This is a genomic window from Streptomyces purpurascens (genome assembly GCF_045040895.1).
In the GTDB taxonomy this organism is placed as follows: Bacteria; Actinomycetota; Actinomycetes; order Streptomycetales; family Streptomycetaceae; genus Streptomyces; species Streptomyces purpurascens.
Genome location: NZ_CP108341.1, coordinates 7,775,090 through 7,789,816, shown reverse-complemented (window position 1 = coordinate 7,789,816; position 14,727 = coordinate 7,775,090). Strand labels below are relative to the sequence as shown.

The 14,727-nt window shown below is 71.6% G+C and carries 11 protein-coding genes; all 11 read right to left on the bottom strand.

Features of this window, described 5'->3' with window-relative positions:
- Position 1: 1 nt before the first annotated feature.
- The 11 genes from OHU35_RS35430 to OHU35_RS35380 all read right to left on the bottom strand — a co-directional run bounded on the left by OHU35_RS35430 (position 2) and on the right by OHU35_RS35380 (position 14,716).
- Positions 2-922 carry a TatD family hydrolase gene (locus OHU35_RS35430; RefSeq protein ID WP_189726157.1) on the bottom strand — a complete coding sequence of 307 codons (921 nt, stop codon included), beginning with the start codon at positions 920-922 and terminating at the stop codon, positions 2-4.
- Positions 922-1,725, bottom strand: coding sequence for an EboA domain-containing protein (locus OHU35_RS35425; RefSeq protein ID WP_405508209.1), 804 nt, complete (start codon positions 1,723-1,725; stop codon positions 922-924). The genes OHU35_RS35430 and OHU35_RS35425 overlap by 1 nt, the downstream gene beginning before the upstream one ends.
- On the bottom strand, positions 1,722-2,705 hold the full coding sequence (locus OHU35_RS35420; RefSeq protein WP_405508208.1) for a sugar phosphate isomerase/epimerase family protein: 984 nt from the start codon (positions 2,703-2,705) through the stop codon (positions 1,722-1,724). Before OHU35_RS35420 ends, OHU35_RS35425 begins: the two co-directional genes overlap by 4 nt.
- On the bottom strand, positions 2,702-3,733 hold the full coding sequence (locus tag OHU35_RS35415; RefSeq protein ID WP_405508206.1) for an SCO3242 family prenyltransferase: 1,032 nt from the start codon (positions 3,731-3,733) through the stop codon (positions 2,702-2,704). The genes OHU35_RS35420 and OHU35_RS35415 overlap by 4 nt, the downstream gene beginning before the upstream one ends.
- Positions 3,733-4,917 carry an inositol-3-phosphate synthase gene (locus OHU35_RS35410; RefSeq protein ID WP_405508204.1) on the bottom strand — a complete coding sequence of 395 codons (1,185 nt, stop codon included), beginning with the start codon at positions 4,915-4,917 and terminating at the stop codon, positions 3,733-3,735. The genes OHU35_RS35415 and OHU35_RS35410 overlap by 1 nt, the downstream gene beginning before the upstream one ends.
- 82 nt (positions 4,918-4,999) lie before the next feature.
- A complete protein-coding gene (locus tag OHU35_RS35405) occupies positions 5,000-8,731 on the bottom strand; it encodes a ThuA domain-containing protein (RefSeq protein ID WP_405508203.1) in 3,732 nt (1,243 codons plus the stop codon).
- 101 nt (positions 8,732-8,832) lie between these two features.
- Positions 8,833-9,831 (bottom strand): sugar phosphate isomerase/epimerase family protein, encoded by a 999-nt coding sequence (locus OHU35_RS35400; protein WP_405508201.1) that lies wholly within the window; start codon positions 9,829-9,831, stop codon positions 8,833-8,835.
- A 14-nt stretch (positions 9,832-9,845) separates the two neighbouring features.
- Positions 9,846-11,060 (bottom strand): Gfo/Idh/MocA family protein, encoded by a 1,215-nt coding sequence (locus tag OHU35_RS35395; RefSeq protein ID WP_405508199.1) that lies wholly within the window; start codon positions 11,058-11,060, stop codon positions 9,846-9,848.
- A 61-nt stretch (positions 11,061-11,121) separates the two neighbouring features.
- Positions 11,122-12,168 (bottom strand): substrate-binding domain-containing protein, encoded by a 1,047-nt coding sequence (locus tag OHU35_RS35390; RefSeq protein WP_189726165.1) that lies wholly within the window; start codon positions 12,166-12,168, stop codon positions 11,122-11,124.
- Positions 12,169-12,185: 17 nt separating this feature from the next.
- A complete protein-coding gene (locus tag OHU35_RS35385; RefSeq protein WP_189726166.1) occupies positions 12,186-13,202 on the bottom strand; it encodes an ABC transporter permease in 1,017 nt (338 codons plus the stop codon).
- Positions 13,199-14,716 carry a sugar ABC transporter ATP-binding protein gene (locus OHU35_RS35380; RefSeq protein WP_405508196.1) on the bottom strand — a complete coding sequence of 506 codons (1,518 nt, stop codon included), beginning with the start codon at positions 14,714-14,716 and terminating at the stop codon, positions 13,199-13,201. The genes OHU35_RS35385 and OHU35_RS35380 overlap by 4 nt, the downstream gene beginning before the upstream one ends.
- Positions 14,717-14,727 lie beyond the last annotated feature (11 nt).

The window sequence follows — 14,727 nt, the reverse complement described above, 5'->3', positions numbered from 1 at the left end:
TTCACGCCTCCGCGACGGGGACGCGAGCCGGCTCGGCGCCGTCTCCCGGGCCGGGTTCCGGCTCGTGCGGGTCCTTCGGGGCGCCACGGAGGATGGAGTTGCCCTCGTGAGTGGCCTCCGTGCCGGTGACGTCGAGGTTCAGGCGGCCGCTGAGCCCGTAGAAGGCGACGGGGTTGCGCCACAGCACCCGGTCGACGGCGTCCTCGTCGAAGCCCTCGGCCAGCATCAGGTCGCCGACCTTGCGGGTCTTGAGGGGGTCGCTCCTTCCCCAGTCGGCGGCGGAGTTCACCAGGACCTGCTCGGTGCCGTAGGCGCGCAGGATCGCGACCATCCGTTCCTCGTCCATCTTGGTGTCCGGATAGACGGAGAAGCCCAGCCAGCAGCCGCTGTCCTTGGCCTCCTTGACGGTGGTCTCGTTGAGGTGGTCGACCAGGACGCGTTCCGCGGGCAGGGCGGACTCCCGGACGGCGTCGAGGGTACGGCGCAGGCCGGCGAGCTTGTCGCGGTGCGGGGTGTGCACCAGGGCGGGCAGGCCGTGGTCGGCGGCGAGCTGGAGCTGCGCGGCGAGGGCGGTGTCCTCGGCGGGGGTCATGGAGTCATAGCCGATCTCGCCGACGGCCACGACGTTGTCCTTGACGAGATACCGGGGCAGTTCGTCGAGGACGGGCGCGCAGCGCGGGTCGTTCGCCTCCTTGGGGTTGAGGGCGATCGTGCAGTGGTGGGCGATGCCGTACTGGGCGGCGCGGAAGGGTTCCCAGCCGAGCAGCGAGTCGAAGTAGTCGCGGAAGGAGGCGGGCGAGGTGCGGGGCTGGCCGAGCCAGAAGGAGGGCTCGACGACGGCGCGGACGCCGGCGGCGTACATGGCCTCGTAGTCGTCGGTGGTCCGGGAGGTCATGTGGATGTGGGGGTCGAAGATGCGCATCAGGACTCCTTGCCGTGGGGGTGGTCCGTGCCGGGGGCCGGGGTCACGGACTCGGTCAGGTCCAGGACGCGGTACAGGTCCTCGGGGACGGTGCGGCCGGCGGCGGTGCGCTCGGCGGCGTAGTCGCCCAGCATGCGGGCGAGTTCGCCGTCACCGTGGGCGCGCCGGGGCAGGTCGGCCACGTGCTCGACGGGGACGCCGGTGAACAGGCACTTCAGCACGGCGTGGCGCCAGTCGTGGGGGGCCAGGTGCCGGGCGGCGTACGGGCCGACGGCGGCGGTGAGGAGCCGGGTGTCGTTGATGCGCAGGGCGTCCTCGACCAGGGGGAGGGCGCCGGGGCCGGACACGAGGTGGGGCAGGGCGTGCAGGACGGCGCGGCGCTCGTCGCCGGTGCCCTGGAAGTACACCCGGGTCAGGGCGTCGGTGCCGGCGCGGGCCGCGTGGAGGATGAGGACCCGGGCGGCGTCGGCGTGCGCGGCACCGCAGCGGCGACCGGCCTCGGCGAGACGCAGCTCCCAGGGGGAGATCGGCCCGTGGATGCCGGGGTGGGCGGCGGCCTCGTCGAGGGCGTGCTCGAGCCAGGTGCGGGCGGCTTGTTCGAGGTGGGTGGTGAGGTGGCGACGGAGATCGGCGGGTGAGGGGGTGTGAGCGGTGTGGGTGCCTTGGGTGTCGTCCTCGGGAGCTTGGGCGTCCCGGGTCTCGGCGTCCTCGGGGGCTTGGGCGCTGTCGGTGTTCCCTCGGTCCTGGGTGGTGCCGTGGGTGCTGTCGGTTCTTGCCGCCGGTGTGGCGCGGGGGTGGGTCATGGGGTGCTGCTCCCTTCAGGGGTGGCGGAGGGAGCGCCGTGGGGTGGCGCGGCCTGCTGGAGGGCCGGAGCGGGGTGGGGCGACGCGGTGGCCGCGGTCCGCTCGGCGTGGCGGAGGAACGGCAGGGAGTGTGCGGCGAAGTGCGGGCCGGCGTGGGAGTGGCGGGGCAGTTCGACGACGGTCAGGCCCTGGTAGCGGGTGGCGGCGAGGGCCGCCAGGACCGGCGGGAAGTCGATCTCCCCGTCTCCGAAGGGGAGGTGCTCGTGGACGCCGCGCCGCATGTCCTCGATCTGGACGTGGCGCAGCCAGGGGGCGGCGGCGCGCACGCAGTCGGCGGGAGAAAGGGGTTCGAGGCACTGGCAGTGGCCGAGGTCGAGAGTGAGGCCGAGAGGCTCGGGGTCGCCGAGCGTGCGGCGGAGGTGGTGGAAGTCGGCCAGGGTGGCGAGGAGGTGGCCCGGTTCGGGTTCGACGGCGAGCGGGACGCCGGCGGAGGCGGCGGCGTCCAGGACGGGCGTGAGGGTCTCGGCCAGACGCTTCCACGCGGTGTCCGTGTCGGTGCCGTCCGGGAGGACGCCGCTGAAGCAGTGGACCGCGTGGGCGCCGAGGTCGGCCGCGACCCGCACGGCACGGACGAGGAGGTCGGCCCGGCGCGCCCGGTCACCGGGGTCCGGGTCCAGCAGGGAGGGGCCGTGTTTGCGGCGCGGGTCGAGCACATAGCGGGCGCCCGTCTCCACCGTGACGCCCAGGCCGAGCGCGTCCAGCCGCCGCGCGACCCGTCGGGTGCGGGCGGCGAGGTCGGGGGCGAGCGGGTCGAGGTGCATGTGGTCGAGGGTCAGACCGACGCCGTCGTAGCCGAGATCGGCGAGGAGGGAGAGCGCGTCGTCGAGCCGGAGGTCGGCGAGACCGTTGGTGCCGTAGCCGAAGCGGAGGGGCTGGAGGGGATCGAGAGGAGAGTTCTGAGGAGAGTTCTCTGGAGTCACGTCACACTCACCTTCTTCGCGAACCTCGCTCCCAGCGGGGCCAGGGCCGCGATGAGGAGGGCCGTGGCCGTGCCCTTGGAGCGGGCGGTCAGGGCGGCCTGAAGGGGGATCGTGGCGCGGACGCCGGCGCCGACGGCCCGCTGGGTGAGCGGAGGTGAGGGGTTGAGCGTGGCGTGGAAGTAGGGGCGGGCGGTGGCCGCGACGTATGCGGCCGCGAGAGCGGTGGTGAGATGTGCCGCGGGATTCCGGCCGGGCGCGGCTCCTGGAGGCCGAGTCGCTCCTGGCCCGAGATGGTCGAGAGCGGTTGCCCCTCGGTGCTCTGAAGGGCGGTGCGTCACCACACGGGTCAGCAGGGCGGTCGTCGCGAGCGCCGCCAAGGGGGCCAGAGGCGAACCGCCCTGGGCTTCCTGACGGGAGACCGTCGTGACGGCCAGTGTGTGGGTGCCGAGGAGGGCCGCTGAGGGGAGCGCCGGTCGGGTGTGGCCGGTCGTTGCGGCGGCTCCCAGGAGCAGGTCGAGTCCACGAGCCGCAGCCATGGCCACGGGGCCCGCGGGTGTGTGCTTCAGGCCGAGGTCGTACGCCCAGACGGTCGCCGCGAGGGGCACGGCGACGGCCAGGGCGGGGCGGCCGGCGCCGGAGGCCAGGGCCAGTCCGGCACCGGTGAGGGCACAGGCCGCCGTGAGTGCGGCGGCCGGGCGGATGCGGCCGGAGGGCAGGGGGCGGTGCGGGCGTTCGACGGCGTCGACGTCACGGTCCGCCCAGTCGTTGAGGGCCATGCCGGCCTCGTAGAGACAGAGGGAGGAGCCGATGGCGAGCAGGGTGCGGGAGTTGGGTGCCGCGCCGGTCGCGGCCGTGCCGGCCAGGGCGTCGCCCGGGACGCTGAACAGGGCGGGCAGACGCAGAAGTTCGGCCCACGCGCGCCGGCGGGAGCGGCCGGTGCGTGCGCAGGGGGCCGTGTCGTCGGCGCCGCCTTCAGGAGCGGCTGTGGACTCGCCCTCAAGGCATCCGCAAGAGCCTTCGCGCAGCATCACAGCGCTTCCCCCGTCTCGCCGGGCTGTGCCACCGACCCCGTGCCCTGGCCCTCGTCATGGGCCTGCCCCAGGCTCCGCCCGAACCGGACCAGTTCCTCGTACTGCTCGGCGAGACCGGACGGCCCGTCCCCGACGGGGTCCTTGAAGTAGAAGCCGAGGGCGTCGAGCGGACCGGACAGCCCTGTCTCGTGGGCGCGGGCCGTGAGCCGGGCCAGGTCCAGCACCAGGGGTGCCGCGAGCGCCGAGTCGCAGCCCTGCCAGATGGTCTGGAGGATCATGCGGGTGCCGAGGAAGCCGTCGAAGGCGATGTGGTCCCAGGCGGTCTTCCAGTCGCCGAGGGCCGGGACGTCGTCGATGTGGACCTCGCCCTCGGGGACGGTGCCGAGGGTGTCGGCGAGGACGCGTTCCTTGCCGGCGTTCTTCGCCGCGGCGGCGGCCGGGTCGGCGAGGGCCGCGCCGTCGCCGCCGCCCAGCAGGTTCGTGCCGGACCAGGCCCGGACCGTCAACGCCCGCTGCGCGAACATCGGGCCCAGCACGGCCCGCAGCAGTGTCTGTCCGGTCTTGCCGTCCCGGCCGGCGTGCGGCAGGGCGCTGCGCTCGGCCTCGCGGGCGGCGGCGGGGTGGTGCATGCCCTCGGAGGGGGTGAAGTTGACGTAGGGGCAGCCCGCGCGCAGGGCCGCCAGCGCGTACAGGGTGCTGGCCGGCAGCGGCGCGTCGGGCCTCTGGGAGGCGGGTTCGGTGGAGGCGACGTTCACCACCACGGCCCGCTCCAGTTCGTGGCGGTGCGTGAAGTCGCGTATGTCGTCGGCGAAGGCCGTGATCAGCTCGGCCTCGCTCCTGGTGTCCCCCGGGGTGGGGCCACCGGGCCTGATCTCCCGGTCGGCGGCGGCGAGGTCGGCGGCGACGGCGGTGGCGACGCCCGGTGGGAGGACACCGCCCGCGGTCAGGGTCTCGGCGCGTTTGGGCAGGGGGCAGTCGAGGGTGTCGTGGCCGCCGAAGACGAGGTCGGACAGCGCGGGCAGACCGCTGTCGGTGAACGCCGGGGTCTCGGTCACCATGCCGGTGGGCGGGTGGAGTCCCGCGGTGATGGCGGCGCACCCCGTGACGACGGTGGTGGCGACGGAGCCCCGGGCTCCGATCAGCCACACCCCCACACGCGGTCGGGAGAGGGACGCGGACATGGGCAGCCTCCTGGTCGTGCGCGAACCCGAGGGGGGAAGGGAGACGGCGGGCGGGGGTCCGGCGTCCCCCGCCCGCCGCCGTTCAGTCGCCCTTGACGGGCAGTTCCTTCAACTGGATGTTGCGGAAGGAGACCTGGTCGTCGGCGCCATGGTTCTGGAGGCCGATGTAGCCGTCGGTCAGGCTCCGCTGGGGGTCCTTGTTGGTGAAGTCGTTGATCTTGACTCCGTTGAGGAACACCTGGAGGCGTTCGCCCTGGACCTTGATCTCGTAGGAGTTCCACTGGCCGGGCGGCCGCAGAACCTGGTCACGGGCCTTGATGTTCGCCGACTTGAACGAGTAGACGGAGCCCGTGGTGCGGTCGGCCGCGTCCGTGGCGTCGATCTGGATCTCGTAGCCCTTGTTCACCGCGGACCAGGGGTCGTCGGAGGCCGGGAAGCCCACGAAGATCCCGGAGTTGTCGTCGCCCCGCATCTTCCAGTCGAGCTTGAGGGAGTACGACTTCAGCTCCTTGGCCTGGTACCAGAGCAGACCCATGCCGCCCTCGGACTCCATCACGCCGTCCTTGACGGCGAACTTGCCGGGGCCGGCCTGCTTCCAGCCGTCCAGGGTCTGGCCGTTGAAGATCTTCCGGTAGTCCTTGCCCGGCTTGCAGTCCGCCTTGACCTGGCCGGTGGCGTACTGCAGACCACCGAGCAGATGGGCGCGGAAGGCCTCCTCGGCGTAGGACTCCTTGGTGTGGCCGCCGCCGGTGTAGAAGGACCGGCCGCCGCCGTAGCTCTGGCACCAGGCGATCGGGTGGTCGCCCTTCATGTTCCCGCCCTGGTAGCTGGTCTCGTCCAGGGTGGCGAGGACCTTGGCCTGCGCTCGCGGGTTGGTGCGGTAGTTGTACCACTCGTCCGTGCGCTCCCAGGCGTCGCCGAGGTGCGCGGTGGACGGGTGGTCGTGGTCCTCGACGCGGACGGTGGCCTTCTGGATGGCCGGGTGCGAGTCGAAGTAGGCGCCGACGAGGCCGCCGTAGAACTGCCAGTCGTACTCGGTGTCGGCCGCGGCGTGGATACCCAGGTAACCGCCGCCGCCCGCCACGTACTCCTCGAACGCCTTCTGCTGCTCGGCGTTCAGCACATCACCGGTGGTGGACAGGAAGGCCACCGCGTCGTACTTGGCGAGGTTGGTCGTGGTGAACTGCCTGGCCTCCTCGGTCGCGTCGACCGTGATGCCGGCCGGGCCGCCGAGCTCCTTCAGGGCGGTGATGCCGGCCGGGATGGAGTCGTGCCGGAAGCCGGCAGTCTTGGAGAAGACCAGGACCTTCTTGCCGCCCTTGAACGGCTCCTTGGAGAACTCGAAGTCGTCCACGTCGTACAGCGCGCCCTCGCCGCCCTTGAAGACCAGGTAGATCTCCGTGGACTTCTTCGGCAGGGACCGCAGCGGCACGTCGACGTTCTGGAAGGTCTCCCAGCCACCGGTCGGCGGGATGTACGCCGAGCCGTGCAGCGGTCCGTCGGGCGAGCCGGTGCGCAGTTCGATGAAGCCGCCCGCGCCGCCGGAGGACGCCCGCACGGTCATCTTCTTCTGCCCGTCGAACCGGTAGGGGGTGAAGGAGATCCAGTCGCCGTCGTCGATGTTGCCGACGGTCTTGCCGCCGTTGGCGCCGGTCTTGTCGATCACCGTCACGCCCGACTGGGTGGTGAAGTGCTCGCCCTGGCGGTGCAGCGGCTGGAGCACGGCGCGGGCGGTGCCGGTCAGCGCCTCCTGGCCGTTGGCCCCGCCGTCGGTGTAGCCGGCGCCGACGACGCCGTAGATGTTGGCGTTGGGGTCGTGGCCGCCGTCACCGGCGGGCGGCTTCAGGGTGCCCTCGCAGCCCATCTCGCTGGTCAGCTCGTGGGCGTGGGAGTCGTGGCCGAGGCTGTAGGCGACCTTGACCTTGGAGCAGTCGATGGTCTCCTCGGGGTCGGTGACGGTCACCTTGAACGGGACGGGCTTGCCGAACTCGGCCATGGCGCCGTTGCCGGGGATGTCGATCGTCACCTTGGGCTCGGTGTTGCCGACCACGATCCGGGTGCTGGCGTTGCCGGTGTTGCCCTCGGCGTCCTTGGCGGTGAAGGTCGCGGTGTAGGTGCCGACCTTCTTGTACTTGTGGGTGGGGTTGAGGCCCTCGCCCTTGGTGCCGTCGCCGAAGTCCCAGCTGTAGGTGAGGTCCGGGGAGTCGGCGTCCTTGGCCGAGCCGGTGAACTTGACCTTCAGGCCGGCCGCTCCGGACGTCTTGTCGGCGCTCACCTCGGCGATCGGCGAGAAGCCGTCCTCGGCGTTCTCGATCCGGTACAGCGCGGAGTGCTCGTCGCCCTGGAACCAGGAGACGCCGTAGTCGAGGACGTAGAGCGCGCCGTCGGGGCCGAACTCCATGTCCATGATCTGGGTGCCGGTCCACGGGAAGTCGTTGATCTTCGCGACCGAGCCGTCGGCGTTCTGCTCGATCCGCTTGATCCAGCGGCGGCCGAACTCGCCGGCGAAGAAGTCGCCGTCGTAGGCCTCCGGGAACTTCACGCTGGAGTCCAGCTCGGGGTCGTAGCGGTAGACCGGCCCGCCCATCGGGGACTCCGAGCCGCTGCCGAACTCGGGCACGGAGCCGCCGTCGTACGGGATCCAGGCGGCCTGCGCGGGCGGCAGGTCGGTGAGGCCCGTGTTGTACGGCGAGGTGTTCTTCGGGGCGTTGCAGTCGAACGCCTCGCCGGACTCCTTGGTGGCGAAGTCGTAGTCGACGTAGGGGTCGTTGTCGCCGGTGCAGAAGGGCCAGCCGAAGTTGGCCGCCTTGGTCACCTTGGCGAACTCGACCTGCCCGCCCGGCCCGCGCTTGGGGTCGGCGGCGCCGGCGTCGGGGCCGTAGTCGCCGACGTAGACGGTGCCGGTCTTGTCGTCGACGCTCATCCGGAACGGGTTGCGGAAGCCCATCGCGTAGATCTCGGGGCGGGTCTTCTCCGTGCCCGGGGCGAAGAGGTTGCCCTCCGGGACGGTGTAGGAACCGTCCTCGGCGACCTTGATGCGCAGGATCTTGCCGCGCAGGTCGTTGGTGTTGCCGGAGCTGCGGCGCGCGTCGAAAGCCGGGTTGCGGTTCGGCCGGTCGTCGATCGGCGTGTAGCCGTCGGAGGCGAAGGGGTTGGTGTCGTCGCCGGTCGACAGGTAGAGGTTGCCGTCGGCGTCGAAGTCGATGTCCCCGCCGACGTGGCAGCAGGTGCCGCGGGAGGCCGCGACGTCGATGACCTTCTTCTCACTGGCCTTGTTCAGCGTGCCGTTGGCGTTCAGGGTGAAGCGGGAGAGGCGGTTGACGCCGTCGAACTTCTTGAAGTCCTCGGCCGTGCCGGTCTCAGGGGCGTCGCCGGCGGGGGTGTCGAGCGGCGGGGCGTAGTAGAGGTAGATCGCCCGGTTGTTCTTGAAGTCCGGGTCGATGCCGACGCCCTGCAGGCCCTCCTCGTCGTGGCTGTAGACGTCGAGCTTGCCGGCGACCTTGGTGACGCCGCCCTGGTCGGTGAGGCGCAGCGTGCCGTCGCGCGAGGTGTGCAGCACGCTGCGGTCCGGGAGCACGGCGAGCGACATCGGCTCGCCCATCTCGGGTTCGCCCTTGGCGAGCGGCACCTGCTGGAACTGGCCCTCGGCGGCTGCCGGTTCGTCGTGTTCCGGGTGGCCGGGGTGGGCGCCGGCGACGGTGGCCGGGGTGCCCACGGCCAGGAGCAGGCCGGTGAACAGGGCGACGGTGGCGCGAAGCCCGGGACGCCCGGGACGCCTGGGGGTGCGGGTGCCTCTGAGTCTGGTTCTGTGCACGAAGTCCCTCCGGGAACGGGGTGGGCCGTACGGGATGGGTGCGTAGACGTGCGGTGCGGGCGCCGGGGTGCGCCGTCACCCCGGAGGTTCGGTGTCCTGGTTCAGCTGTTGAACGCGGCGTCGAAGGACGCGCTCGGTGGGTCGAAGTCGAAGGCCTTCAGCCGGGTCAGCGCCTCGGGCGCCCCCTGGAGCCGGTCCATGCCGGCGTCCTCCCACTCGACCGAGACCGGGCCTTGGTAGTCGATGGAGCGCAGCATCCGGAAGACGTCCTCCCACGGGACGTCGCCGTGTCCGGCGGAGACGAAGTCCCAGCCGCGCCGCGGGTCGCCCCAGGGGAGGTGGGAGCCGAGCCGGCCGTTGCGTCCGTCGAGGCGCTTGCGGGCCTCCTTGCAGTCGACGTGGTAGATCCGGTCGCGGAAGTCCCAGAGGAAGCCGACCGGGTCGAGGTCCTGCCACACGAAGTGCGAAGGGTCGAAGTTGAGGCCGAAGGCGGGGCGCCGGCCGACCGCCTCCAGCGCGCGGACCGTCGTCCAGTAGTCGTAGGCGATCTCGCTGGGGTGCACCTCGTGCGCGAACCGCACGCCCTCGGCGTCGAAGACGTCCAGGATCGGGTTCCAGCGGTCGGCGAAGTCCTGGTAGCCGCGCTCGATCATCGCGTCGGGGGCGGGCGGGAACATGGCGACCAGGTGCCAGATGGCGGAGCCGGTGAAGCCGATGACGGTGTCGACACCGAAGGCGGCCGCGGCGCGCGCGGTGTCCTTCATGCGTTCCGCGGCCCGCTGCCGGACCCCTTCCGGGGCTCCGTCGCCCCACACCGCGCCCGGCACGATGGCCTGGTGGCGTTCGTCGATGATGGCGTCGCAGACGGCCTGGCCGACGAGGTGGTTGGAGATGGCCCAGCACTTGAGGCCGTACTTGTCGAGCAGGGCCCGGCGGCCGTCGAGATACCCCGGGTCGGAGAGCGCCTTGTCGACTTCGAAGTGATCGCCCCAGCAGGCGAGTTCGAGGCCGTCGTACCCGAAGTCGCGGGCGAGTCGGCAGACCTCCTCCAGGGGCAGGTCCGCCCACTGGCCGGTGAACAGCGTGAACGTACGCGGCATCCGCGTCAGCCTCCTCAGACCGCGATCGGCGTGTAGACGGAGTTCTTCTCGGCGCTCTCCTCGACCGCCGCGAGCACGCGCTGCACCTGCAGCCCGTCGGCGAAGGAGGGTTCGGGGCGGCGGCCCTCGGCGACGGCGTGGACCAGGTCGCGGGCCTGGTGGACGAAGGTGTGCTCGTAGCCGAGGCCGTGGCCCGGCGGCCACCAGGCGTCCAGGTAGGGATGGTCGGGTTCGGTGACGAGGATCCGGCGGAAACCGGCCTCCGCGCCCGGCTCGGTGCCGTCGTGGAAGGACAGCTCGTTGAGCCGCTCCAGGTCGAAGGCGAGCGAGCCGCGCTCCCCGTTGAGCTCGATGCGCAGGGCGTTCTTGCGGCCGGTGGCGTAGCGGGTGGCCTCGAAGGAGGCCAGGGCGCCGGAGGGGAAGCGGGCGGTGAAGAGGGCGGCGTCGTCCACGGTGACCTGGCCGGTGCCGGCGGACGAGACGGCGGACAGCCCGCTGGTGGCGCCGGTGGGCAGCGGCCGCTCCCGTACGAAGGTCTCCGTCAGCGCGGAGACGCCCGCCAGCCGCTCCCCCGTCAGGTACTGCGCGAGGTCGATGATGTGCGCGCCCAGGTCGCCGAGCGAGCCCGAGCCGGCCTGCTCCCTGCGCAGCCGCCAGGTCAGCGGGAAGTCCGGGTCGACGAGCCAGTCCTGGAGGTACGTCACGCGCACGTGCCGCAGCCTGCCCAGACGGCCCTCGTCGACCATCCGGCGGGCCAGGACGGTGGCAGGCACCCGCCGGTAGTTGAAGCCGACCATCGCCACCTGGCCGCGCGCGTACGCCTCCTCGGCCGCGCGTTCCATCGACGCGGCTTCCTCGACGGTGTTGGCGAGGGGCTTCTCGCACAGGACATGCTTGCCGGCGGCCAGGGCGGCGAGGGCGATCTCGGCGTGGCTGTCGCCGGGGGTGCAGATGTCGACGAGGTCGATGTCGTCCCGTTCGACGAGGGCACGCCAGTCGCTCTCGGTGGACGCCCAGCCGTGCCGGTCGGCCGCCGCCCGCACGGCGTCCCGGTCCCGGCCGCAGATCGCGGCCTGCACCGGGTTCAGCGGCAGGTCGAAGACGCGGCCCGCGGTGCGCCAGCCCTGGGAGTGGGCGGCGCCCATGAAGGCGTAGCCCACCATCCCCACGCGCAGGGGTGGCTTGCCTGCCTCCTCGGTCCCTTCTGACTGCTGCTGCGGCTGTCCCATGTGGGAGTCCTCCTCGTCCTGGTCGGGGTCGCGCACGTGGGGGGTGCGGGGGCGGAACCGGTCACTGGAAGCCGGTGGGCATGTACTGGTCGACGTTGGTCTTGTCGACGACGGCCGAGTAGAGCGTGATCGACGCGGGGATCTCGAACTCCGCCATGCCGCCGACGCCCTTGCCCTGGCCGAGGGCGCGGGCGAGGTCGATCGCGGAGGCGGCCATGGTCGGCGGGTACAGCACCGTCGCCTTGAGCACGCCGTCGTCCTGCTTGATGGCCTGGAAGGCGGAGAGCGCGCCGGCGCCGCCGACCATCAGGAAGCCGTCACGCCCGGCCTGCTCGATGGCCCGCAGCGCGCCCACGCCCTGGTCGTCGTCGTGGTTCCACAGCGCGTCGAACTTCGACTGGGCCTGGAGCAGCTGGGCCATCTTGGCCTGGCCGGACTCGACGGTGAAGTCGGCGGCCTGGCGGGCGACCTTCTTGATGTTGGGGTAGTTCTTCAGGGCGTCGTCGAAGCCCTTGGTGCGCTGCTTGGTCAGCTCCAGGTTGTCCAGGCCGGCCAGTTCGATGACGCGGGCGCCCGACTTCCCCTTGAGCTTCTCGCCGATGTAGTGCCCGGCGTTGAGGCCCATGCCGTAGTTGTCGCCGCCGATCCAGCAGCGGTAGGCCTGCGGGGTGTTGAAGATCCGGTCGAGGTTGACGACCGGGATGCCCGCGCGCATCGCCTTCAGCCCGACCTGGGTGAGGGCCTTGCCGTCGGCGGGCAGCACCACCAGGACGTCGACCTTCTTGTTGATGAGGGTCTCGATCTGGCCGATCTGCTGGGCGGTGTCGTTGGAGCCCTCGGTGATCTCCAGCGTCACGTCCGAGTACTTCTTGGCGCGGTCCTTGGCGTTGTCGTTGATCGCGTTGAGCCAGCCGTGGTCGGCCTGCGGTCCGGCGAAGCCGATGGTGACCTTCTTGCCCGGCTTGTCGTCGGCGGCGGGCTGGTCGTTCCCGGCCGGCTCGTCCTTGGAGTCGGAGGGCTCGTTGCTCGTGCAGCCCGTGAGGAGGGCACCGGCGGAGACGGCGGCGGCCCCGAAGAGCAGTCCTCTGCGGCTCGTGTTCTCTGTCATGGCGGTGAACCCTTTCCTCAGGTCGTGCTCGCGGTACGGCGCTGGACCAGCACGGCGGCGACGATGATCGCGCCCTTGGCGATCTGCTGGACGTCGCTCTGCAGGTTGTTCAGGGCGAAGATGTTGGTGATCGTGAAGAAGATCAGGACGCCGAGCACGGAGCCGGTGATGGTGCCGCGGCCGCCGGTGAGCAGGGTGCCGCCGATGATCGCGGCGGCGATGGCGTCGAGTTCGTAGAGGTTGCCGTTGGTGTTCTGGCCCGAGCCGGACAGGACGATCAGCAGGAAGGCGGCGATGCCGCAGCACAGCCCGGACAGCAGATAGAGGTAGAGCCGCTGGCGGCGTACGTCGATGCCGGCGAGCCGGGCGGCCTCCGGGTTGCCGCCGACGGCGACGGTGCGGCGGCCGAACGTGGTGCGGTTGAGCACCAGCCAGCCGATGACCGTCACGGCGGCGAATACCAGGACCAGCGGCGGGATGCCGAGGATGTAGGCGTCGCGTTCGCCCAGGTCGAGGACGGAGGGCACGGTGACGATCTGTGTCTTGCCGTCGGTGATCTGCAGGGCGAGGCCGCGGGCGGAGGCCAGCATGGCGAGGGTGGCGATGAACGGCACCATCGCGCCGTAGGCGATGAGCACCCCGTTGACCAGGCCGCAGCCGACTCCGACGAGCATCGCCGTGAAGAGGATTCCGGCGAAGCCGTACTCCTGGGTGGCGACCGTGGTCGCCCACACCGAGGCGAGGGCGACGATCGCGCCGACCGACAGGTCGATGCCGCCGGAGACGATGACGAAGGTCATGCCGACGGTGACGACGCCGACCACGGAGGCCTGGGTGAGGACCAGTTGCAGGTTGCGGGTGTCGAGGAACTCGTCGGGCTTGGTGATGCCGCCGACGAGGATCAGCGCGGCGAGCACGCCAAGCAGCGAGAGGGTGCGGACGTCGGCGCGGGCCAGCAGGCCGCGCCAGGCCGGGGGCTGGGCCTGGGGCACCTTGGCGGTGCTGTCCCGCGGCGGGGAGACGGGCTGCGTCATGACGCCGGGCTTCCTTCCATGACCAGGTCGAGTACGCGGTGTTCGTCGAGTTCGCGCGCGGGTGCCGTGTGGACGACACGGCCCTCGCGCAGCACCAGGACGCGGTCGGCGAGGCCGAGCACCTCGGGCACCTCGCTGGAGACCAGCAGCACGGCGAGGCCTTCGTCGGCCAGCCGGCGGACGACGGCGTACAGTTCGGCGCGCGCGCCGACGTCGACGCCGCGGGTGGGTTCGTCGAGCAGCAGCACCCGGCAGCCGCGCAGCAGCCAGCGGGCCAGGACGGCCTTCTGCTGATTGCCGCCGGACAGGGTGCGCACGGGCACGGACGGGTTGTCCGGCCTGAGCGACAGCTCGCGCGTCGCGGCCCGGGCGGCGCCGAGTTCGGCACCCCGGTCGATCCAGCCGCCGCGCGAGAAGCGGGACATGGAGGAGACCGACACGTTGCGGGTGACGGACTCCAGCATCAGCAGGGCCTGGGCCTTGCGTTCCTCGGGGGCGAGCCCGAGTCCGGCCCGGACGGCGGCACGTACGCTGCCCGGCTTCAAGGGCCGTCCGTCGACCAGTACCTGACCGGACGTCGGTCTGCGGGCCCCGTAGACCGTCTCCAGGATCTCGGAGCGGCCCGAGCCGACGAGTCCGGCGAGGCCGACGATCTCGCCGGGCCGCACCTCCAGGTCGAAGGGCTCGAACTCCCCTTGGCGGGACAGCCCTTGAATCCGGAGAACCGATTCGCCAGTCGGCGGGGAGACGGGCCGGTCGGGGAAGACGTACTCGACGTTGCGGCCCGTCATCAGCGCGACGACCTCGCGGGTCGGCGTCGACTTCGCCGGAAGCCCGTTCGCGACGGCCCGCCCGTCCTTCAGCACGGTCACCCGGTCGCCGATGCGCCGGATCTCCTCCAGACGGTGCGAGATGTAGACGACGGCGACTCCGGCGGCGGTGAGATCGCCGACGATACGGAAGAGGTTGTCGACCTCGTCCGGGTCGAGGGCGGCGGACGGTTCGTCCATCACGATGAGCCGCACGTCGTGGGAGAGCGCACGGGCCATGGACACGATCTGCTGCTGCGCGGCCGACAACTCCCCGACCAGACGGGCCGGATCGACCTCCGGATGCCCGAGTCGCTTGAGAAGAGCGGCGGTTGAGGCCTTGGCCGCCTTCCCGCGTACGACGAATCCGGCGGTGGTCGGCTCATGCCCCAGGTGGACGTTCTCGGCGACCGACAGATGCTCCACCAGGTCGAGTTCCTGGTAGATGGTGGCGATGCCGAGGCGCATGGCGGCGATCGGCGAGCGGAGCGTGACCTCCTCGCCGCGCCAGCGGATGGTGCCGGTGTCGGGTTGGTGGGCACCGGCCAGGACCTTGATGAGGGTCGACTTGCCGGCGCCGTTCTGGCCGAGCAGGCAGTGCACCTCACCGGCCTGGACGTCGAGGTCGACGCCGTCGAGCGCCCGGACCCCGGGGAACGACTTGGTGATGCCGGACATGCTGAGCAGCGGTGGTTCTGGTGCCATGCGAATTCCCC